At 44.7% G+C, this 21,665-nt stretch carries 14 protein-coding genes; 9 read left to right on the forward strand and 5 right to left on the reverse strand.

Going from position 1 to position 21,665, the window contains the following annotated elements:
* The first annotated feature begins 1,292 nt into the window (after positions 1 to 1,292).
* A complete protein-coding gene (locus tag HHL17_RS23000; RefSeq protein ID WP_169227123.1) occupies positions 1,293 to 1,676 on the forward strand; it encodes a nuclear transport factor 2 family protein in 384 nt (127 codons plus the stop codon).
* Between the two features lie 118 nt (positions 1,677 to 1,794).
* On the opposite strand, the gene HHL17_RS23005 is transcribed toward HHL17_RS23000, so the two are convergent.
* Positions 1,795 to 3,441 (reverse strand): Na+/H+ antiporter, encoded by a 1,647-nt coding sequence (locus HHL17_RS23005; protein WP_169227124.1) that lies wholly within the window; start codon positions 3,439 to 3,441, stop codon positions 1,795 to 1,797.
* Between the two features lie 275 nt (positions 3,442 to 3,716).
* Between HHL17_RS23005 and HHL17_RS23010 the strand changes: the two genes are divergently transcribed.
* From HHL17_RS23010 to HHL17_RS23030, 5 genes are all read left to right on the forward strand, one after another.
* Positions 3,717 to 4,844, forward strand: coding sequence for a fatty acid desaturase family protein (locus HHL17_RS23010; RefSeq protein WP_206156135.1), 1,128 nt, complete (start codon positions 3,717 to 3,719; stop codon positions 4,842 to 4,844).
* A gap of 92 nt (positions 4,845 to 4,936) precedes the next feature.
* Entirely contained in the window at positions 4,937 to 5,704 is a 768-nt protein-coding gene (locus HHL17_RS23015; RefSeq protein ID WP_169227125.1) for a helix-turn-helix domain-containing protein, read from the forward strand.
* 64 nt (positions 5,705 to 5,768) lie between these two features.
* Positions 5,769 to 6,857, forward strand: coding sequence for an alkene reductase (locus HHL17_RS23020; protein WP_169227126.1), 1,089 nt, complete (start codon positions 5,769 to 5,771; stop codon positions 6,855 to 6,857).
* A 116-nt stretch (positions 6,858 to 6,973) separates the two neighbouring features.
* Positions 6,974 to 7,846, forward strand: coding sequence for a helix-turn-helix domain-containing protein (locus HHL17_RS23025; protein ID WP_169227127.1), 873 nt, complete (start codon positions 6,974 to 6,976; stop codon positions 7,844 to 7,846).
* A gap of 65 nt (positions 7,847 to 7,911) precedes the next feature.
* Positions 7,912 to 8,649: an SDR family oxidoreductase gene (locus tag HHL17_RS23030; protein WP_169227128.1), complete on the forward strand. Its 738-nt coding sequence runs from the start codon at positions 7,912 to 7,914 to the stop codon at positions 8,647 to 8,649.
* A gap of 67 nt (positions 8,650 to 8,716) precedes the next feature.
* Here HHL17_RS23030 and HHL17_RS23035 read toward each other — a convergent pair whose 3' ends face one another.
* The 3 genes from HHL17_RS23035 to HHL17_RS23045 form a co-directional block, all read right to left on the reverse strand.
* Positions 8,717 to 11,893 carry an efflux RND transporter permease subunit gene (locus HHL17_RS23035; protein ID WP_169227129.1) on the reverse strand — a complete coding sequence of 1,059 codons (3,177 nt, stop codon included), beginning with the start codon at positions 11,891 to 11,893 and terminating at the stop codon, positions 8,717 to 8,719.
* Between the two features lie 81 nt (positions 11,894 to 11,974).
* A complete protein-coding gene (locus tag HHL17_RS23040) occupies positions 11,975 to 13,093 on the reverse strand; it encodes an efflux RND transporter periplasmic adaptor subunit (RefSeq protein WP_169227130.1) in 1,119 nt (372 codons plus the stop codon).
* Positions 13,094 to 13,244: 151 nt separating this feature from the next.
* Positions 13,245 to 13,532, reverse strand: coding sequence for an ArsR/SmtB family transcription factor (locus tag HHL17_RS23045; protein ID WP_169227131.1), 288 nt, complete (start codon positions 13,530 to 13,532; stop codon positions 13,245 to 13,247).
* 218 nt (positions 13,533 to 13,750) lie between these two features.
* Here HHL17_RS23045 and HHL17_RS23050 point away from each other — a divergent pair, with 218 nt between their 5' ends.
* The 3 genes from HHL17_RS23050 to HHL17_RS23060 all read left to right on the forward strand — a co-directional run bounded on the left by HHL17_RS23050 (position 13,751) and on the right by HHL17_RS23060 (position 19,814).
* Positions 13,751 to 14,182 (forward strand): hypothetical protein, encoded by a 432-nt coding sequence (locus HHL17_RS23050; protein ID WP_169227132.1) that lies wholly within the window; start codon positions 13,751 to 13,753, stop codon positions 14,180 to 14,182.
* Between the two features lie 474 nt (positions 14,183 to 14,656).
* Complete coding sequence (locus HHL17_RS23055) at positions 14,657 to 18,088, forward strand: SusC/RagA family TonB-linked outer membrane protein (protein ID WP_169227133.1); 3,432 nt, start codon at positions 14,657 to 14,659, stop codon at positions 18,086 to 18,088.
* 34 nt (positions 18,089 to 18,122) lie between these two features.
* A complete protein-coding gene (locus tag HHL17_RS23060) occupies positions 18,123 to 19,814 on the forward strand; it encodes a SusD/RagB family nutrient-binding outer membrane lipoprotein (RefSeq protein ID WP_169227134.1) in 1,692 nt (563 codons plus the stop codon).
* Between the two features lie 198 nt (positions 19,815 to 20,012).
* On the opposite strand, the gene HHL17_RS23065 is transcribed toward HHL17_RS23060, so the two are convergent.
* Positions 20,013 to 21,236 (reverse strand): zinc metalloprotease, encoded by a 1,224-nt coding sequence (locus tag HHL17_RS23065; RefSeq protein WP_169227135.1) that lies wholly within the window; start codon positions 21,234 to 21,236, stop codon positions 20,013 to 20,015.
* Positions 21,237 to 21,665 lie beyond the last annotated feature (429 nt).

The raw sequence follows: 21,665 nt of genomic DNA on the forward strand, positions 1-21,665 counted from the left end.
AAATCAGGTATGTACCTGAATATGCTGTCATATTCTGTTACAACAGGAAATAACAATCCTTGTCCAACAGGCTACAGCAGCTGGAAACAGGTTAAAGGCATCAGTATGTCGGTGCAGGTAATCGTATTACATACTCAATGAATATTGTTATTGATATGATAATAGTTGTACTGCAGGTACCCTCACACGAACGGGTACAATAAACAAGTCATGGATAGTAATTTTGAGTTCATGTCTGTAGGGTATTTTGTAATGGGAAAAATTTTCACTGTTATTTAATCAGCTGATTATAAACATGGAAATACATGCCATAACACGTTGTGTCTGGTATCTGGTGTATGATATCATAAAATCATCGCATGAAGTTCCTGGTATTGCTTCAGCAATACATCAAAGACCGCAGCTAACCTGAAATTTTTTTGTTAAACACACATGACTTCTTAAGTCAACTAATAACAGGTCATTGTTAAAATCATGTCAAAATGGTAGAGTTTCTCATAAGCCCAGGGCTTTTAAACAAGGTTCCGCAGTTTTTAATACTGATTTAATCGGGTTTCAGAATTGGCACTAACAAGGCATTTAGTCTATCACTAAAATTGCGGCATGAAGGTAAATAAAATTCATAACCGAACAAAAAAATTTGGATTAACGGATGGAGATTTCAGTGTAATTTTTCTGGTCCTAAAATAGGGTTTACAGTAGTAGCATGACAATGAAAAAAGCGTAAAAATTCTTTATTATCTTTGGCGATTCTTTCGACAATTTTGAAACCAGCGATCAATACAGAAAAAACTTATTTGTAACTTTGGAGAAGCGACACCAGTTTGTCACAAAATACTATCAGTCCCACCTCGCCGTCCGCTATCATTCGCGTCCTTATTTATTGATTTACATGCCTTTGCAGTAGCATCGTTGTGGTATCCTTTTAGTATCCTTCACCTATCCTTTACCCATCCTTCTCCCAGCGATATATCTGAACCGTTATAAACCGGTATTATTTTCTCATTTCTATGATTCTCCAACGCGGAACACTTTTTCTCCGGCGTCGTATATGGATTGGCGAATGAATTCGTCAACTTTGAAGTGCTAACCGCTGAATGTTACGGGTGCGTACGACCTAAGGCTGGCTCAATTCTTTGAATTTCACAATTATTACTTTGATAAGACCAACCGGTAAAACAGGTTGAGGTCACACCTTTGTATCATCAAAACCATACATGGTATATCATCGGTGCGTTACCGAATGTACATTTGGAAAGTTTAAAAAAACAAACAATTTTTTAGCAAAAATCATGGAAACTCTATCAAGCAAAATCGATGTAGAAGAGGAAAAGCAATTGATCCTGCTTACGCTTAATGATTATCTTCAAGGTCGTCCGGTAATAGACATCGAAAGGCTCCGGGCGGCATTTCACCCCGATGCCTACATCAGGACCGTCATAGAGGGAAAGTTGGTTCAGTGGGCACTACCACAATACCTGGACCTGGTAGCCCAGGCAACAATACAGGAATGCCAACCCCAACTCCTTTCATATACCTGGGATGGAGACACCGGGTCAGCCCACGTGCAATTGACTTTTGCCACCTTCCGGTTCATTGATCGGTTTAACCTGATAAAGTTAGACGGGAAATGGCTGATCGTGGATAAGGTCTCCTATCGGGAGGAGTTACCGTGAGCCGTCGTTGGGTGAAAGTCATCGGTCTGTCGCAACACCTGATAGCATTAAGAAAACAACAGCCGAATAATTGGCTGCGCACCTTGTGCCGCAAAAGAAGGTGGCTATCACCAGATGACTATTCATCCGCTCTTCTCAAAATCTGATTAAGATTAAGATCATCGTGATCCAGTTCCTGTTCCAGTTTCCGGATAGCCTGATAATTAAAGGCTCCCTCTCTGTGAAGTCTGATCAGGAGTTCACGCCTAAATTTGCTGATTTCTATCTGCGATGCCAATATCGGGGCTAAAGGAACTGGTAACCATGAACTCTCATGGACATTCCACGATTCAGGTTCACTCTCCTTTTCTATCTGCTTTTGCAACTGATCAAGCGTTTCCTCGTATACAGCTTTTACCTGGCGCTTTATTTTTCCTTCCAGGTGTATCGGGAAATCATTTTCGATAAAGTAAAGGATACTTTGCGTAACAAACAATTTTAGCTTCTGTTCCTCCTTTGCCATCAGAACGGTTGGTTTAATACCTATGATCCGTATCAATAGTGGAAGTGACAGGCCTTGAATGACCAATGTGATGAAAATAACTACAAAGGTAAGAAACAGGATCATGGAGCGTTGAGGGAAAGGCCGTCCTTCCAGCGTTAACGGCAACGCAAGTGCAGTTGCCATAGATACAATGCCCCTGGTTCCTGTCCAAGCCACTATCAATACATTTTTCCAGGTGTTTATCTTTTCGCTGCCTACTTCCTTTGTGTCGGTAGTTTTAATTTTATTCCAGAGTATGTTGTATGAGTACGCGGTTGCAAAGACCCACATTAACCGAACTACAATAACAATCATACTTATTAGAACTCCATACAACACTATTAAGGATATTGAGTTTCTTTCAAGTTCTTTCAGAACAGCAGGCAGCTGTTGTCCAATAAGCAAAAAAATAAATCCGTTTAAGATGTAAATCAAGGTATCCCATACAGACTTTGACCGTATTCTTGTCTGATAGGAAAACAGGTGTGGTGAACGCCAGGAAATAAACAGACTGGTACTAACCACTGCCAATACACCGGATAAATGTAATTGTTCTGCCAAAATATATGATATAAAAGGCGTCAGCAAAGTAAGGCTGGTACTAACAATTGAATTATGTACAATCATTCTATGGATCCACACAAAAATGAATCCTGTAATGATACCACACAATATCCCGCCGCACACCAACAAAGTGAATTGCAGTCCGGCTTGCCAAAACACAAATGATCCGGTACTGATCGCTATCATTGAAAACCGATAGGCAATGAGGGCACTGGCATCGTTCACAAGGCTTTCTCCTTCAATGATGGTCGTTACCCGCTTATTAAGACTTAACCCTTTAGTTATACCAGCTGCCGCGACTGCGTCCGGGGGAGACACGATAGCTCCCAGGGCAAAGGCCAGCGGCCAGCTAAATCCGGGTATATAATAATGAGCTGCAAGCGCGACTGTAATCGTTGTAAAAAAAACCAATGCTATAGCCAGGGTCGATATAGACACTATCTCAGCTCTGAAGTCATGCCATGAAGTATGGGAAGCCGCATCATAAAGCAATGGTGGCAAAAACAGCAGAAAAACAACCTCCGGATCCAACACAAGAAGCGGAAATCCCCGTATGACACCTAAAACCACACCGGTAATTACCAGCAGAATTGGAAATGGGAATTTTATTTTGTCCGCAACAGCGGATAATGTCACTAAAATAGCCAATACCAGGATTACTGCTTCAAAGTGTTGCATCTTAGTTTATTAAATAGCCTGATGGGATTTTATAGCAATAAAAACTTCAGGGGCATTGCGCAGTTCCAAAAGCCAGACGATGACAACTAAGGTACACCAATAATCCGACTAAACACTTCTCGAGCCGGGCTCCGGCAGACTTAAGTGCCACCATTGCACTTCTGCAAACCACCATAAAATAAAAGGAGGATGCTGCAAAGAAAAGCCGACCTTTAGGAGAGACTGCTGCCCCCTAAGCATAAAAACCCATCTAATATTTAATCAAAAGAAGATATATGAGCATTCGAAAGTTAAATATAACCCGGTTCGCTCCGAAGGGGAATAACAGTTTTATCGATACATTAACGGGTAGGGTCCAGGATTATTTCCAGGCAACGGGCAGTTCACCTTACGCTAACGGCAGTATGTGGAGAAAAACAACGATCATGATGCTCTGTTACTGCGTTCCTTATGTGTTAATAATTGGCAGCGTAGGCTCAGGTAACATCTGGCTATTCTGGTTATTCTGGTTTCTGATGGGATGCGGCATGGTGGGGATTGGCGCTTCCATTATGCATGATGCTAATCATGGAACCTACTCTCCTAATGAAAAAGTAAATACCTCAATAGGCCATATTCTTGAGGTACTCGGTGGTTATTCTGTTAATTGGAAGATTCAACATAATTTACTTCATCATACCTATACCAATATAGACGGGCTTGATGAAGACATTGACACTATTGTGCTCCTACGCCTCTCTCCCAGGCAACAATGGTATTGGTTTCATCGTTATCAGTACCTGTACGCATGGTTCTTTTATATGTGCATGACCTTATTCTGGATGACTGCAAAAGACTATCTGCAGGCCATTCGTTACGAACAGCAAAAACTCCTGGCTAAATACAAGGTATCCCTAAAGAAAGCCATTATTCATATTACATTGTACAAGATCTTCTATTATGCCTATGTGCTGGTTTTACCATTGTTATTCTCTGGCCAACCCTGGTATTTTGTATTGACAGGATTTGTAATTATGCATTTAACAGCAGGTTTTATCCTTGCATGTATTTTTCAGCCATCTCATATTATGCCTGATGCTACATTTCCGGAACCGATAGTTGAAAATGGCAAGCGCCTCATCAAAGACAGCTGGGCTATCCATGAACTGACCAATACCACGAATTTTGCACCGAATAGCCGGTTTTTCTCCTGGTACATCGGAGGCCTGAACTTCCAGATCGAACATCATCTATTTAAAAACATATGCCATATTCATTACAAGAAACTGGCACCCATTGTAAAAGAAATAACAGAAGCGTTCGGACTCCCCTACCACGTAAAGCCCACTTTCTGGGAAGCACTGGTGGACCATGCCAAGATGTTAAAAATGCTGGGGAAAAATCAAACACCTTGTCAAAGCTAGTTTTTGCATAAATGGGGTTCCCAAACTGTACATAAAGGAATATCTTTACCAAAAATCCAAATATTGGATAGCACTATCCAAGCAGATTAGCCATGGGATATACTGTAATAAAACCACCGCCTGCATTAAAAGACCTGATAAGCCATTTTTCGACGGGTACCTGGAATGAAAATGGACGGCAGGACGCAGTTTATCATGCTGTGGCCGGTACGAACATGGAACTAACCTTTACTTTCCGGCGTGAGGGGACATCTTCCGCTCATTTGGTTTCTTCTTCCATCCAGGGAGCAAGAACGACTTATGGGTATTTTCCGGCCAGCCATTTCAATGAATTTTTTGGTGTTTCGTTACTGCCAGGCGCTATCGCCCCTTTTTTTAAACTTTCTCCCGCAGATCTGAACAACAGATTCTTAGAGCTGTCCCTTGCTGCTGGCAAAAGAAGCGAACTGCTGATCGACAAAATGGACGCAGCCACTGGTTTAGACGAACGTATTGATTTAGTAACCCAATTTTTCACTTCCCTTTCAACAACTAACGTACAGCAGGACGAATTAATGATAAAGGCCATTTCCCGTATCAAAGCATGCGAAGGAAACGTAACGGTTGTCGATTTGGCAAAAGCATTTTTCCTTTCACCAAAGCAGTTCACACGGCGTTTTAAAGCACTTACCGGATTAAACCCGAAACTGTATGCAAGAATTGTACGCTTTGAGTCCGGACTGTCCAGCCATAGTAAAACACACTCACTTACTGACGTTGCATATAAGAGCGGCTATTTTGATCAATCACATTTTATCAATGATTTCAAAGTCTTTTCCGGGATAAATCCCCATATATATTTTAAAGAGAAACTTTCCTGAAGAGAATGTCTGTTTTTTCCAATTTTCGGGTTTTACCTGGATTTAAATTTGAAAAAAATAAGGCATGATATCATTATTTTCGGGCTACAAGACAGCTCATTTAACGCTTAGAAACCGCGTGGTGATGGCACCCATGACCCGGGCAAGGGCGGGTAATAAAGGGGTACCAACAGATTTGGCAGTTGAATACTACAGGCAACGTGCTTCAGCCGGTTTAATCATTTCGGAAGGAATAGCAGTAAGCCCAAATGCGGTAGGCGGCTTAAACATTCCCGGGATTTTTCATAGTGACCAAATAGAAGGATGGAAAAAAGTAACCGCTGCCGTGCATGAACGTGGCGCTGTGATGTTTGCCCAGCTCTGGCATGTAGGCAGAATGTCGCACCCCGATCTGCTGGGGAATAACCTACCATTAGCGCCCTCGGCCATCAACCCGAATGATCATGTGTATACAGCAAGTGGGTATGCGCAAACAGTTACACCAAAGGAAATGTCTTTGGAAGATATTGAACGTACCATCCAGGAATTCTGCGACGCTGCCCAAAATGCTTCCTATGCCGGATTTGATGGCATCGAGCTACATGCTGCCAACGGCTATCTTTTCCACCAGTTTTTTGCAAAATGTGCCAATCAGCGAACGGACAAATATGGAGGCTCTATTGATAACAGGTCCCGGTTTTTATTTGATGTACTTGATCGCATCAGGAAAATTGCCACTTCCATAAAAATCGCTGTTCGTTTATCTCCCGACTGGAACAATCTTTTTGGCATCACTACAGATGATGAGACGCAGGAGCTGTTTACGTATTTGTGTACGCTATTAAATGATTACGATTTAGCTTACCTGCACATTGCCGGCTTTCCCTTAAACAGTACAGATGACCCGATGAAACAGATGTTAGCATCTGCTACTTACTACCGAAAATTCTACAGCGGCACTTATATGGTCAACCGGGATTTTGACAAGGAAACCGCTAACCAGGCTATAGACAAGAACATCGCCGACCTGGTATCCTTTGGAAAACTTTACATCGCCAACCCCGACCTGGTAGAGCGGTTTAAGGCCAATGCGCCGCTTAATCCTGTCAATCAAAATAGTTACTACACAGGAGCAGCAGGATACACCGATTATCCCACAATGGAATCTTTTTAGCTTTAAAATTAATAATGTAAATTACTCAGAAAGTACCTGGTACATTGAAGGGGTCAATATACCTATATATATATTTTTCATATAATTAATATACCTTCACATTTTAACCAGCAAACATGAAAGAACAAACAAGAAAACATGAGGACTCACAGCATGATGAGCTGGGAATAAAGATTCGCTCAAACGACAATCCTTATCTTTCAGTTGATACTCAAGAAAAATTGCTGCAACCTCGTAGGTTATCTTCTTATTTTATTGTATTAATTGAAAGCGGTTCAATTACATACAACATAGACCTACAGGACTTTACGCTTACTGACGGGCAGTTGCTTTTTGCAATGCCTAATCAAATTTTTACGCCACCCGCTAAAATAGACGATCTTAAATATTTCAAGCTGCTGTTTGATGAAAATACATTGGCATTGTTGCCACAACAATTTCCCTTTTTGGTCAACCCTTTAAACGCACAGACCATAGCTTTTGACAGTGCCGCAAAAGAAAGAGTAATAAAGGTTTTTGGAATTTTGAACCAGATACTCTACTTAGATAAATACGAGACCGACACTGAAATAATATTAGCTTATCTGAACTCATTGTTATCAGAATTAAACAGCGCTTATTTCAAAAACAGAGAACCCGTCAATATCTTAAACGCTAACCTTTCAAAGTTCATCGAGTTCAAATTGATCGTGGAAACACACCTTACAGAGCAGCCTTCCATCAACGCAATTGCAGAAAAATTAGCTTTATCTACAAACAGCTTATATCGGATTGTAAAAGAATATTCCGGAACATCGCCAAAAGATTATTTTATTAACCGTTTGATAGCGGAAGCTCAGAGAAAATTGCGTTATTCCAATACTTCTGTCAAAGAACTGGCCTATGAATTGGGCTTTAATGACCCCGATTATTTTTCAAGGCTCTTCAAAAAAAGTACAGGAAAAAGTGCAAGTGATTTTTTGCCCAGGCAAGATTTGTCGGGGAAATAAAATGAATTGTCCATTTCCGCTATTTTTCAGCGCTCTACTTTTGCTTCATAAAATTCATACAGGAAATGAAATTTGCATTAGTAACAGGAGCTAACAAAAGCATTGGCTTTGAAGTGGCACAGCAACTTGCTCAAAAAGGAATTTATGTTTACCTCGGCAGTCGTAGTTTAGAAAATGGTGTTGAAGCCGTTGGTAAATTAAAAGCAAAAGGATTAAACAATGTAGAAGCTATCCAGCTTGATATTACAGACGACGAATCCGTCATTAAAGCCCGTAAAGAAATAGGTAAAAAAACAAAGGTGCTGGACATACTTATAAATAATGCGGGTATTTATGGTGGTTACCCACAAACGGCACTTGACTCAACTATTGACCAGTTTAAAGCAGCTTATGATACAAATGTTTACGGCGTGGTGCGAGTTACACAGGCATTTATTGATTTATTGAAAAAGTCGTCAGAGCCTCGTATTGTAAATGTAAGTTCAAGTCAAGGTTCAATTACCCTGCACAGCGACCCAACCTATAAATACTACGACTACAAAGGCGCTGTATATCTTTCTTCAAAATCAGCCTTGAATATGTACACTGTTGTTTTGGCATACGAATTTAAAAATACCAACTTCAAAATAAATGCCGTTTGCCCGGGATATACAAAAACAGATTTCAATGGACATAGTGGGCCCGGAACTGTTAAAGATGCCGGAAAACGGATCGTAAAATATGCGCTAATTGACAATGATGGCCCAACAGGAAAATTTTTTAGTGAGGAAAATAATCCTGAAACAGGAGAAATACCCTGGTAACGGAGAGGAGGCATAAATAGTAGCGAAAGTTGACAGCAAAGCATACTATCAACTTTCGCTTTCATCATTACCTATCTATTTCTGGCTGCCATGTGTGCCTGTCTTTCTGTGCTGCCGGTGTGATTTTTTCATGCAGATAACGGAACACCACAAACAATACCGGGATGATGAAAAGCCCCAGCACAACACCGCTCAGCATTCCGCCGGCAGCACCGATGCTAATAGAATGGTTGCCCTGGGCCGAAGGCCCGGTAGCGCGCATCATCGGAATCATTCCCGCTATAAAGGCTACAGAAGTCATAATAATAGGCCGTATCCTCACCCGTGCAGCCTGTATGGCCGCCGATGCCAGTGACTGCCCCGCCAGCCGGCGCTGTACGGCATATTCCACGATCAGGATAGCATTTTTAGCCAACAAACCAATCAGCATGATCAAAGCCACCTGCACATAAATATTGTTATCAATGCCCGCCATCCCAATCGCCACAAACACGCCGATCACGCCGGCAGGCACCGACAAAAGCACCGCCAGCGGCATTATATAACTGTTGTACTGGGCTGCCAGCAGGAAATACACAAACAACAGCGATAACAGGAAAACACCTACGGCCTGCCCGCCAGACGCGATTTCTTCTTTGGTCACGCCGGAGTATTCATAGTCAAAGCCTGCGGGCAATTGCTGCGCGACTTCATCCACAGCCCTGATCGCATCACCGGTGCTATAACCGGGTCTGGGCATGGCGATCACACCAATGCTGTTAAAAAGGTTGTACCGGGTGATGGTTTCAGGGCCTACCACTTTCCGAAGGTCCACCAGCGAATGGATAGGCACCATTTCCTGTAGCGCATTTTTTACGTATATCCCTTCCAGTGAGGCAGGCCCTGAACGGTCTTCTTTCCCTGCCTGTACCATCACCCTGAAATATTTTCCAAAGCGGTTGAAATCGGATACCTGCACACTTCCGAAATAGGCCTGCATCGTTTGCAGGATATCCTTCTCACTTACCTGCAACTGTGCTGCTTTCCCCTCGTCTATTCGCATTTCCAGCTGGGGATAGTCGGCACGGAAAGAGGTAAAGGCCATAGCGATCTCTTTTCTTTTATTAAGCGCTTCCAGGAATTTCGCAGACACTTCCCCAAATTTGTCCAGGGAGCCACCCGTTCTGTCCTGCAGTACAAAATCCAGTCCTTCTACCCCACCAAATCCTGCTACCGTAGGTAACGTAAACACAATAAACTGTGCCCCTTTTACGGCTTTAAGACGTTGACGGATCTCGTCCATGATGCCATTGATATTGTTGTTGCGCCCTCGTTCCCCATCTTTCTTAGGTACATAAAAAGCCGCGCCGGAAGAAGGGCTGGTTGCACCTGTGAAGATATTGACCCCCGAAACGATGTTAAACACTTTCCTCGATTCCATCGGGCGGATAGCATCTGAAACGGCTTTCAGCACCGCTTCTGTTCTGTGCAGGGAAGAGCCGGGAGGCAGGTCCACCGCCACCACGCAAAAGCCGATATCTTCCGAAGGAATAAAGCCCGTAGGTGTTCTGCGCATCAGTATCAGTGTGCTGACAATCACCAGCAGCAACCCTGTGAGACTGGTCCATTTATGTTTTATCAGCCCCTGTAATGTTTGTCCATAGCGGTTGGTCAGCCTTTCAAACCCGGTATTAAAACCAGCGAAGAAACGTTGCTGAAAAGTGGCAGCCTGCCCATTAGTATGCGTGCTTTTAAGAAACAATGCACTCAGCGCCGGACTCAATGTCAGCGCATTTACTGCGGAAATAAAAATGGCGATGGCCAGCGTAAAGGCAAACTGGCGGTAAAACACGCCTGCGGAGCCTTTCATGAACCCTACCGGCAGAAAGACAGCCGCCATCACCAGCGTGATAGAAATGATAGCGCCTGTAATTTCATGCATGGCTGACAAAGTAGCCTGGCGCGGTGACAGCCTTTCATGTTCCAGTTTTGCATGGATAGCTTCCACCACGACGATGGCATCGTCTACAACAATCCCGATAGCCAATACCAGCGCAAACAACGTCAACAGGTTGATGGAAAACCCAAACACCAGCATAAAAAAGAAAGTCCCGATAATAGCTACGGGCACAGCGATAGCAGGGATAAGCGTAGAACGGAAGTCCTGTAAAAACAGGAACACCACCAGAAACACCAGTATAAAAGCCTCCACCAGCGTATGTATCACCTGGTCTATCGACTGGTCCAGCATTTCTTTGGTATAGTATAATGTTTGATGATGCAGTCCTTCGGGGAACTTCTTTTCAGCCTTTCGCATGAGTTCTTCCACCTGTATCTGTATCTCCCGAGCATTGGAACCGGGAAGCTGCCATACCCGGAAAGTGATGGCAGGCCTGTCTGTAACGCCGGCCGGGATACCGTTCAGCATATTAAAGCTGCCATAGGTATAGGAGCCCAATACCACTTTGGCAATATCTTTTAACCGCAGCAAGGTACCATCGGGGTTGGACCGGATGACCATATTTTCATATTCTTCCGGTCGGCTGTATTTACCCTTATACCTGATCACATATTCAAAGGCCACGGGACTGTTTTCTCCCAGGCGGCCGGGCGCAGCTTCCAGGTTTTTGTTTTGGATAGCAGCAGTCACTTCCTGCGGCGTAATGCCGTAGGCCGCCATCTGTACGGGATTCAGCCATATTCTCATGGCATAGTCGTGGTTGCTGCCATATACGTCTACCTCACCCACACCGGCTATACGACGTATTTCCGGGATAATATTGATCTGGGCGTAATTAGTCATAAAGGTGGGGTCGTAACCATTTTTTTCATCGCCGTAGAGGTTGAGCACCATCACCAGTCCGTTCTGCGCCTTGCGGGTGGTGATGCCCGCCTGCACTACTTCCGGTGGCAGCGAGCCGGTAGCCGAGGCCACTCTGTTTTGCACGTTCACAGCCGCCATATCGGGGTCTGTGCCCAGTTTAAAATAGATGGTAATGATAAGCGTGCCGTCATTGCTGGAAGATGAACTCATATAGATCATATCTTCCACACCGTTGATGGCTTCTTCCAGTGGCGGCGCTACCGAACGTAACAAGGTGCCGGCATTTGCTCCGGGGTAATAGGCCTTCACCTGTACCATAGGCGGGGCGATATCCGGGAAACGCTCTATCGGCAGGCTTTTCAACCCTACTACGCCCAGTATCACCAGGAGAATAGAAACAACTGTGGCCAGCACAGGTCTTTCAATGAATTTTCTAAACATCTTATATTTTTTTGAAGACAATAAAGGGCCTTGTCAGGATGCAGTGTGTTCCTGACAAACGGATGTTACAGCGGTAAACAGCTATTGGATTTGTACTATCGGCTGGATATGCGTTCCTTCCTGCAGGGTTTCCAGGTTTTCAAGCACGATCCGATGGCCTTTGTCCAGGCCCTGGCTGATGAGGTATTGGTTACCGGCAGTGCCGGAAATGGTGATGGCCCGTTTATGCACCCTGCCGCTGTCGTCTACTGCAAAAACAAAAGTTTTATCCTGAACTTCCAGTGTGGCAGCCTGCGGAATAGTAAGCGCCTGTTGGTCAGTAAACTGCAGCCTTATTTTTCCGGTGTTGCCGGAGCGCAACAACCGCTCATTATTGGGGAAGCTGGCCCTGACAGTGATGGCGCCGGTAGTTTTATTAAAAGCACTATTGACCATGTCCAGCTGCCCCGATGAAGCATATTCTTCACCACCGGCCAGCGTAAGGTATACGGGTGGCGCTTTGCGTAGTTTTTCTTCTATGCTGCTGCCGGGAAGATGTTGTTTGAGTGCCACAAACTCTCTTTCGCTCAGCGAGAAATACACATGTACCTGTCGTATATCCGATAACGTTGTCAGTTCCCCCGCATCAGTAACAGTCAGCAGGCTGCCCGCTTTTTTATTCAGCCGCCCGATATAGCCGCTGAACGGTGCGCTGATGAGCGTATGCCCCAGGTTAATCCTGGCATCTGCCACCTGTGCTTCCGCCTCCTTTACCCTGGCCAGGGCCAGCTCGTGATTGGCTATGGCAGTTTTGAGTTGCTGGTCGGACACCACTTTATTTTGTACCAGCGGAGTTATTTTCTCTATTTCCAGTTGGGTATTGGCCAGGGCGGCCCTGGCAGCCAGCAGCCCGGCGCTGGCCATATTCAGTTGTTCCCGGTAGGTGAAATCCTGTATCTTAAAAAGTAGCTGTCCGGCCGCCACAAAGGCGCCTTCGTCCACGTAAATCTTTTCAAGGACCCCGTTTACCTGGGGTCTGATTTCCACGTCGGCCCCACCTTCTACGGTGGCAGGATATTCGTTGCGGATGGTGGTGGCGCCACTACCCACCCGGACCACCTTCAGCGAAGGTATCGTTGTCAAAGCAGCCGTCTGCTCTCCGGATGAGCATGCAGATAGCAGCACTACCACCCATGGTAGTGTAAAAGCAGTCGTTTTCATAAAATGTCTGTTATTTTTTCAGCGCGTCTAATCAATCGATACATATCGATTAATTAGACATAAAATGATATGTTTTGGATGATCAATCTATAATTATCGATTAATTAACAAGAAAAAAAACATCAATCGCCGATGGATGGTTTTTTAAAAATCAGTATAAAAAACTGTTCAGATAAAAGGCATATTCGCCAAATGACTCCTTATTGATTTTGTATTTGGTATTACGCCCGTCTTTTTCAAAGTGTAGCAAATCAGCATCCACCAGTTGCTTTAAATGGTGGGAGACGGTGGATTGCGCGAGATTAAACATTTCTATCAACTCCATACACACCATCCAATCATCCTTCTTTTTAATAGCTTCCACTATTTTAAGACGGCATGGATCTCCCAAAGCCTTACCCATCCGCTCCAGTTTTCTGCTATCAATACGCTTGTTCATAAACACAATATTAATCGATATCCATCGATTAAAAAAATCATTTTAACGAACTTATCATGAAGGCAATACAGGTTTTATCAGATAACTGACTGATCGTACTCAATAAAACATTAACTATGCTAAAGGGATTATTAACCCTGTAACGTTTAGAGATGTAGTCAGGGGGCATGGCGAATGGGATTTAAAGAATAATACCAAGACTATCAACAATAATTTTTATGGGACTGGAGTCTAAGAATTTTTTATTTGTCTTTGATAAGGTCAAAACATTAAAGGATATAACCGAAGCGATTCACTTTGATGAAGTAGTTCATCACGATGACCAAATATACCTTGTTAAAAAAGGTGATGATTATTGGATAGATTTATTGTCTTTTTCTACTGAAATTAAAGCGTTGTCCGTTAGGATCGCTTTATGTAATCCGGTACAAGCATTTACAAGGGAGTTAAGAAAATTATTGAATGAATTATTTGGCTTAGCCAAAGGATCTTTTTTACTGGACAGAGATAGTAAAGAAAAGTATGATCGACTGGAAGATGCTGCCTGGGAGGAAATCATGAAAAATTACCGGGAAAGGAAGGCTGTTTTTACATCTATTCATGGTAAAGATGAAAAGGCGATTAGTTCAAATGATTTTTACAAAAAGTAATGTATACGTAAGACACATAAGCCAGGGGCATTACCTGCGGTTTATGTGCTCTTTACTATCAGTCCCAGACGATCACAGGCTATTAAATCCTTCACCTAATGATTGATCTTCAATCGCTTACAGAAACGTCCTTCTGGTTATCCGTGTAATTCTCCCTCGCGGAACATTTTTTCTCTGGCACCGTACACAGTTTGGTGAATGAATTCGTCAACTTTGTAATTCAACCCTGAACAGAACATTAATGGATGCCGGTTGTTATATCTGGTGGATCGGAAAGTTATTGTGGCGAATTTATCTGTAGCGGAAAGCAAATAACAATTCGTTCTTTCTTCCAGTGTATTGTTATCCCTCACCAGTCAATTTTTCTATACTTAAAACATTGCCTGTAAATCCATCCCTCTGAACACGGTAAATCAGTAGCAGGCAAATCAGTTTCACTTATAGTTTTTATCATCAACCATCAAAATCAAACGTATGTGGAGATGTTTACACGCCTGCAGGCCCGGAGCAATAGTATTGTACCTGTTACTTTACTGCAGTACGGTATTTGCACAAAACAACAAAATTATCGGGAAGGTCAGCTCCGTCAGGGGTGAACCCATTCCCGGCGTATCCATTATGCTGAAGGATTCAAAAGCCGGGGCCGTAACGGATGCCCAGGGTAATTACATTATCACCGCGCCCGGTAGCGGTACCCTGATATTCAATGCCATTGGTTTCCTTAAACAGGAGGTATCTATCAACGGCAGAAGTATTGTGAATGTAACAGTTACGGAAGATAACAAGCAACTCGGAGAGGTGGTCGTAACCGCGCTCGGCGTAACGAAGACGAAGAAAAGCGTGGGGTATGCCACCACTGAAATCAAAGGCGCCGACCTCGCCGTTACCAACGAGGTAAACCCGGTAAATGCCTTACAGGGTAAGGTGGCCGGGGTGCAGATTGACCAGGGCGCCGGTGGGCTCTTCGGCAATTCAAAAATCGTCATCCGTGGTAATTCCACCCTGGGCACCAATAACCAGCCTATTTTCGTGATAGATGGGGTAATAGTGGAAAACAACACCTTCAACGGTACCGGCCGTGACTTCGGTAACGACCTGAAAAACCTGAACATGGAAGACTTTGAGTCCGTAACCGTGCTGAAAGGCTCTTCTGCTGCAGCTTTGTATGGCTCCAGGGCTATTAATGGCGTTATCCTCATTACCAGCAAAAAAGGACGGGAACGGAAAGGAATAGGCGTTAACGTTAGCCAGACCTTCAATACCTTCCGGCCCTACTCCGGCCCGGATTTTCAGAATGATTTCGGAGGCGGCACTGTAGGTGCTTTCTTTACCGACAACCGCGATCCGAACTACAAACCGAACGAACAGTGGAGGACCAAGGTATTTCCTACCGATCCCGCTACCGGCAAACCTTATATCGACAGGCAGATAGGACGCGAGCTGGAAAACTGGGGGCCCCGCTTTGCCGGGCAGGATGTACTGAACTACGATGGTACTCCCACTAAATATGTGGCCCAGCCCCATAATTTCCTGGATGCATTCCAGAACGGAAATGGCTCTGCTACCAATATTGCACTGGATGGCGGTAACGACAGATCTACCTTCAGGGTATCGTACACCCGCGATCAAAGCCAGGGTATTGTAGCTAAAAACAGCCTGTTAAAAAACAGCTTTGATGTACGGGTGACACATACCATCAATAAATTTCTCAGTGCCGATGTAAGCGCCAACTACACCGACTTTGTGGGTAAAAACCCGCCCCGGCTCGGCGGACTGGATGCCTTTGCTTCCTTTAACTTTGGAAAGCTGTTTACGTGGATCCTTCCCCGTAACTATGATACGAAATACTGGATGCAGAAAGCCCACTATACGAGTGTATTCGGTGGAGCGCCCAACCCGGCGGACCCCAACGAGCCCAATAAGGCGCCTGAATCCCGCTTCTGGTTCAGTTTATACGAAAACGAATACTTGCAGAATGAACAAACCATCCGCGGACGTATAGCCCTCACCGCTACCATAACGCCCTGGATTAAACTGTTACTGGAAGGCAACGTGAATAACCTGTATACAAAGAATGAAAACAAGGAACTGGGGCAAAACCCGGAATTCAAAGGCGGTCTTTATGGCCTTGGACACACCAGCAAGGAAAGCTATTTCCTCAAATGGATGGTGATGGTCAATAAAACCCTCATGAAAGACCTGGACCTGAGCGGTTACATAGGCGGCGAAACCCAGCGTTTCCAGACCACTTTTAACTACAGCGAAACCGTAGGCGGGCTGAACTACCCGGGGCAGTTTTTCCTGGGCAATTCTGCGCAAAAAATGGACCCCAAAGGAGGATTTAAAACCAGGAAAGCTTTTAACTCCATTTATGCCAGCGCCGACCTGGCCTGGAAAAACCAGCTGTTCCTGCAAGCTACCTTCCGGGGCGACTGGTCCTCTGCGCTGGCCTATACCAGCGGTGGCGGCAACTACTATTATAACTACCCGGCTGTTAGCCTATCATGGCTGTTTTCCGAAACCTTTAAATTACCCTCCTGGATCAGTTACGGAAAGCTGAGAGGAAACATTGCAGCACTGGGTAGTGATACTGATCCGTTCACCATCAACCCGGGATTCGCCTTTAACGGCTTCACCTCCTCTAATGGAACTGATATTCCCATGTCGACCTATAGCCGCTACCGCGACCCACTCACCGGCAAGTTTATGGTGATACAACCTAATTTGAAACCTCAACGGAAAATAGCCAAAGAGCTGGGCGCCGAAATGCGTTTCCTGGACAACAGGATTGGTTTTGATATATCCGTATACCAGGATAACACGAAAAACCAGATCCTGGATGTATCCACCCCTCCGGAAAGCGGACAGGAAGGTATTATCATCAATGCGGGCAATATCCAGAATAAGGGACTTGAATTGATGATTGACGGAACACCGGTTAAAACAAAGAATTTTGAATGGAATACCAATCTCAATTATTCTTTCAACCGGAACCTTATCAAGGAACTATACCCCGGACGTACAGAATATGACCTGGGAGCCAATATCGGTGAAATAAGCACCTGGGCCTTAGTAGGCAAATCATATGGCACATTGCGCACACTCATTCATTCCAGTCCATACCAGGCCAGGGATGCCAATGGCAACGCGGTAGATGATCCCAACAATGGTAAACCGGTACTGGCCTGGCGCTCTGATGCCCGTGCAGCATTCCCGGCCCGCAGCAATACCTGGCAGGATGTAGGTGATATCAACGCCAAATTCAGGGCAGGATGGGGCAATACCTTCCATTATAAAGGCTTTTCCCTGAATGTATTGCTGGATGCCAAAGTCGGGGGCGATTTCGTGCTCCTCACCTATCGCTACGGCACCCACACCGGCGTATTTCCCAATACACTGGCAGGAAGGGATGCCGCAACCGGCGGCATTACCTGGACCAGCAAATTCGATGGCCAGACCTACGACGATGGCCTGATCCCGGACGGCGTATTCCCGAAAGGCCAGATGATAACCCAGGCCAATGGCACACAGGTGGATGTTGGCGGCATGAGCTATGCACAGGCTTACGAAAAAGGATATGTAGAGCCTACACATGCTCCGCAGTTTTATTACCGCTATGGCTCTTCTTCCACAGGCGTATCCGATTACTGGATCAGGAAGAACACCTGGGTATCATTGCGGCAGGTATCACTGGCTTACCAGTTCCCGGCCAATATCTGTAAAAAACTGATGCTGAATAACCTGAGCCTGGCAGTTGTGGGCCGCGACCTGTTGTACCTCTACAACAGTCTTCCCTACAACTATAACCCTGCATCCAACAACTCCAACAACACGGCTTATTCCGGTGAAGAAGGATTTTTACCTATGGTCCGGTCGATTGCGGGTACTATCAGGGTAGGATTCTAAAGAACGGTTTATTACAACATCAAAAAACAAGGTCATGAAAAATACAAAACACCGATATATAAAAGTTTGCATGGCACTGGCCCTGTTGGGCGCCGGGTCCTGCGCCAAAAACTTCGGCGATCTCAATACCGATCCAAGCCTGGTAGTTACACCAGATGTAAAATACCTGCTCAGCTATTCAGAAGATAAGATCTTTACTTACCAGGGTACCGAGTGGGTGTGGGAAAGCATGGAACAACTGATGCGCTTTACACAACACATAACCTCCAGTCCGTTCGAAATTACCAACAATGTAAATACGCGGTATAATAACTACTACCTGCAGATACTGCCTAATCTGAATGAAATCCGGCGGCGGGTGGACGCTATGCCCGACAAGGACAGGTACCAGAAAATAAGGGTAGTGACCAACATACTGATGGTACTGCATGGTATCAAGGTGACAGACATGAATGGGTCCATTCCCTTCAGCGAAGCGATAAAAGGACGGTATGATTTCAAATACAACCCTGTTTATGACGAACAGCCAAACCTGTTCACCAACTGGCTGACACAGCTGAATGAGGCTATCAAAGTATTAGCAGATAACTCTTTAACAACGCAAGTCAGTTATGGACCATCCGACATCTTTTACCAAAGCGACTGGGTAAAATGGGTTAAACTGGCCAATACACTTAAACTTCGTATAGCTGCCAGGTTAGAGAATGCAGACAAGGCAAAATGCCAGGCTATATTCCAGGAGGTCATGAAAGATGCTACAGGTCCCATCAGCGACTATGATTCGCAAGTCAAATATGTAAATGCTACCTACGTCCCTTTCGGGACTGGGGGAGATATTGATTACCGGAGCCGCCGGTATGCCAGTACTTCTATTATGAACTTCCTTAAAAAAACCAATGATCCCCGGTTGCCGGTGTACTTCGAAAAAAATGACCTGGTGGGCAGTTATAAAGATACATTGGCCCAATATCATGTATCACTTCCTTCCTTTATTGACCCGAACGATCCGCTGATCATGTACCAGGGCGGACCGGCCGACTGGACCACCAATCCCGTTGTGGCCTCCTTTATCGGGAACCCATTTCCCGTAAGCCAGTTCACAAAATACTCCCTGATCTCTCCTATCAACCGCAGGTTTTTCTCTCCTCAGCTAAACCAGGCTACCGGTAAGTTCCTGGATGTAGCCGTTACCTACGCTGAAACCTGTTTTTACATAGCTGAGTTTATCCAGAAAGGATATGCCGGCGGAGTGGATACCAAAGGCAGTGCGGAAGACTGGTACAAGAAGGGCGTTACCTCTTCGATACAAACGATGAATACCATAGCCGTGACCGCAGGCTCCACCACTGCTTATTCCGGCGACGGGACAACAGAGATCAATAACTACCTGGCAAATCCACTGGTGAAATTTAACGGCGTAAATAACCTGGAAAGGATCTATATCCAGCAATTCCTGGGTATGTACCGCCAGCCTAATGAAGCATATGTATTTTGCAGACGTACCGGGTATCCTAAAACCGGTTCAGCCTACTATGGCCGGGAACCATTCAACGAGTTGATCCCACGCCGCTTCTGGCTGATAGATCCCGGAGAAGTGAACAGGGCTAACTGGTCCGCCGCCATGCAGCAGCAGGGATTCACTCCTAATGCGCAGGACCTCCCCACTCTGAGTTCACAACGGGTCTGGTATGATAAACCTGCTCCTGATTTCGGGAAAGGACAGTAAACATAACTTTGTTGCTTAGCATTATTGGGGGCTGACCAGTGTAATGGTCGCCCCTTTTTTTAGCTTGCTTTCAAAATTTTAGGAGTGCTCCAGTACCTTTCAATAATCAGTAAGCTCTTAACTCTCAAAAAACGAGGATACCCTTTTGGATACCCTCATTTTTAACTAACCTTCTCAGTTACTTAATTTACTAAATTATTACTGCGTTGAGGTACAATCCGTGAAAGGTAGAATATGTGCCACTCTTCCCGACATTTCTGCTGCCCGCTCCCTCCAAAGCCTGGCATTATTTGCAGTATTTGCATTCCCTAGCGGGTGTCCCTGATCGTCCAGCACATCAGGGTTAGAATAGTAGTTCACACTGTTGTTGCACATATGTGTTGCCCAGTGGCCATTATCATATCCCGCTGCATAGGGCCGTATGCCAGGCTCACAATGGTTGCTTCCTAAATTATGGCCAATTTCATGACGGTAAACGGTAGTCCAGTTTGCGCCGGCTACAGCTACCCAACCAGGCATATTTCCGTAGCCTCCCGCTGACCCGGGTGCATTTGTAGGCTGTTGTACCAAACATAGTAAATCTGCTCCAGTGCTGGCAAGTCCGCTGGCAAACCATGTAGGCCCGTCATCGAGTGCCTGAGGAACCACACCTGGATTATTGGGGTTTGTACCAGTACCTACCAAACGTACTCTTACGTTGTCAACCTGGGAATTGGCAAGGCCGTTATTTACCGAAGCCACCATATCATTGGCATATGCAATCAAATTACCTGCTCCGATACTAGCAACTGCCTGATTAGAATAGCCTACAAATAAATCAATAATATAGATGCCATTACACTGCTCCCCTGCGGCAACAGCCAATTCTGTAGCGGCTTGTTTCGCGGAACGGGATGCAGGTATAGCGTCTTTTTCGTTCTTCTCAACTGGCTTTATAGCAGACAGCCGGAATGTATTATCCTCTTTTTTAGATAACGTGTAGTTTACTTTGTCAATACTAAAATCAGCAAAGACAGCATTATTCTTTGGGTCATCCACCAGCGTAAAATTCCGCATCTTCGAGGCCGGGCCTTTTGCCAGATCATCCTTCACTGTTCCCACATAAATATCCACTCCTCCAAATCCTTTGGATTTAGAAGTGACGGCTACCTGGTAGTTTTTACCTCCGGGCATGTTTAACTCGAAAGCAGTTGGAATTGCTCCGTTACTGCTCTTATCTCTTTTAAAGCCTAACTCCACCTGGTGAGCGCTGATTTCCATCGCCGTAGGCGTTACCGATTTCATCTCTGTAAAAAAAGAAGCTCCTGCTAAGCCAGGGTTCTCATTCTGTACGTTTTTCTTACAGGAGTAAATGACCGCTGAAACCGTTATCAATGCAGCAGCACTGATGACAGCATTCTTAAATAGTGTTTTTCTTTTCATGGTTATTTATTTTTGAAGGTTAGTTTGCGAATGATCTATGGAGCACTTTATTCTCCACTTTGAGGAATTGTCGTTCGTTCCCAGCCCTGGTCCAGGTGATGCAGATAGCAATAGGCGGCTTCGCTGCTGATTACATTTAGATAATGACTCCAGAGAGAATAAAAATCGATATGGTATTCATGCCAGTATTTACTGGTTTGCAGATGTGATTCATATACTCACCACAGCAAAAAGAGGTTTGAATAGTTTAGCTGATTTTACTTACTGTTCACTGATTTGAAAAATTAAAATCCTGTTTGGGTCGATGGGTCGTCATTTAGCATTGCTGATTTCAGGAGGGGCGCATAAACGTTTTCATTTACACTACAATACTATATTATGTTCACTGCGAATCAAATTTAAGATGGAATCCTTACGATCAATACACCA

Source organism: Chitinophaga fulva (genome assembly GCF_012927205.1).
GTDB classification, from domain to species: Bacteria; Bacteroidota; Bacteroidia; order Chitinophagales; family Chitinophagaceae; genus Chitinophaga; species Chitinophaga fulva.

What these genes read in the sequence shown, in the direction of transcription:
- HHL17_RS23060 (WP_169227134.1), top strand. Translation starts at nt 18,123, where the DNA reads ATGAAAAATACAAAACACCGATATATAAAAGTTTGCATGGCACTGGCC.
- HHL17_RS23050 (WP_169227132.1), top strand. Translation starts at nt 13,751, where the DNA reads ATGGGACTGGAGTCTAAGAATTTTTTATTTGTCTTTGATAAGGTCAAA.
- HHL17_RS23025 (WP_169227127.1), top strand. Translation starts at nt 6,974, where the DNA reads ATGAAAGAACAAACAAGAAAACATGAGGACTCACAGCATGATGAGCTG.
- HHL17_RS23065 (WP_169227135.1), bottom strand. Translation starts at nt 21,236, where the DNA reads ATGAAAAGAAAAACACTATTTAAGAATGCTGTCATCAGTGCTGCTGCA.
- HHL17_RS23015 (WP_169227125.1), top strand. Translation starts at nt 4,937, where the DNA reads ATGGGATATACTGTAATAAAACCACCGCCTGCATTAAAAGACCTGATA.
- HHL17_RS23000 (WP_169227123.1), top strand. Translation starts at nt 1,293, where the DNA reads ATGGAAACTCTATCAAGCAAAATCGATGTAGAAGAGGAAAAGCAATTG.
- HHL17_RS23055 (WP_169227133.1), top strand. Translation starts at nt 14,657, where the DNA reads ATGTGGAGATGTTTACACGCCTGCAGGCCCGGAGCAATAGTATTGTAC.
- HHL17_RS23020 (WP_169227126.1), top strand. Translation starts at nt 5,769, where the DNA reads ATGATATCATTATTTTCGGGCTACAAGACAGCTCATTTAACGCTTAGA.
- HHL17_RS23045 (WP_169227131.1), bottom strand. Translation starts at nt 13,532, where the DNA reads ATGAACAAGCGTATTGATAGCAGAAAACTGGAGCGGATGGGTAAGGCT.
- HHL17_RS23035 (WP_169227129.1), bottom strand. Translation starts at nt 11,893, where the DNA reads ATGTTTAGAAAATTCATTGAAAGACCTGTGCTGGCCACAGTTGTTTCT.
- HHL17_RS23040 (WP_169227130.1), bottom strand. Translation starts at nt 13,093, where the DNA reads ATGAAAACGACTGCTTTTACACTACCATGGGTGGTAGTGCTGCTATCT.
- HHL17_RS23030 (WP_169227128.1), top strand. Translation starts at nt 7,912, where the DNA reads ATGAAATTTGCATTAGTAACAGGAGCTAACAAAAGCATTGGCTTTGAA.
- HHL17_RS23005 (WP_169227124.1), bottom strand. Translation starts at nt 3,441, where the DNA reads ATGCAACACTTTGAAGCAGTAATCCTGGTATTGGCTATTTTAGTGACA.
- HHL17_RS23010 (WP_206156135.1), top strand. Translation starts at nt 3,717, where the DNA reads ATGAGCATTCGAAAGTTAAATATAACCCGGTTCGCTCCGAAGGGGAAT.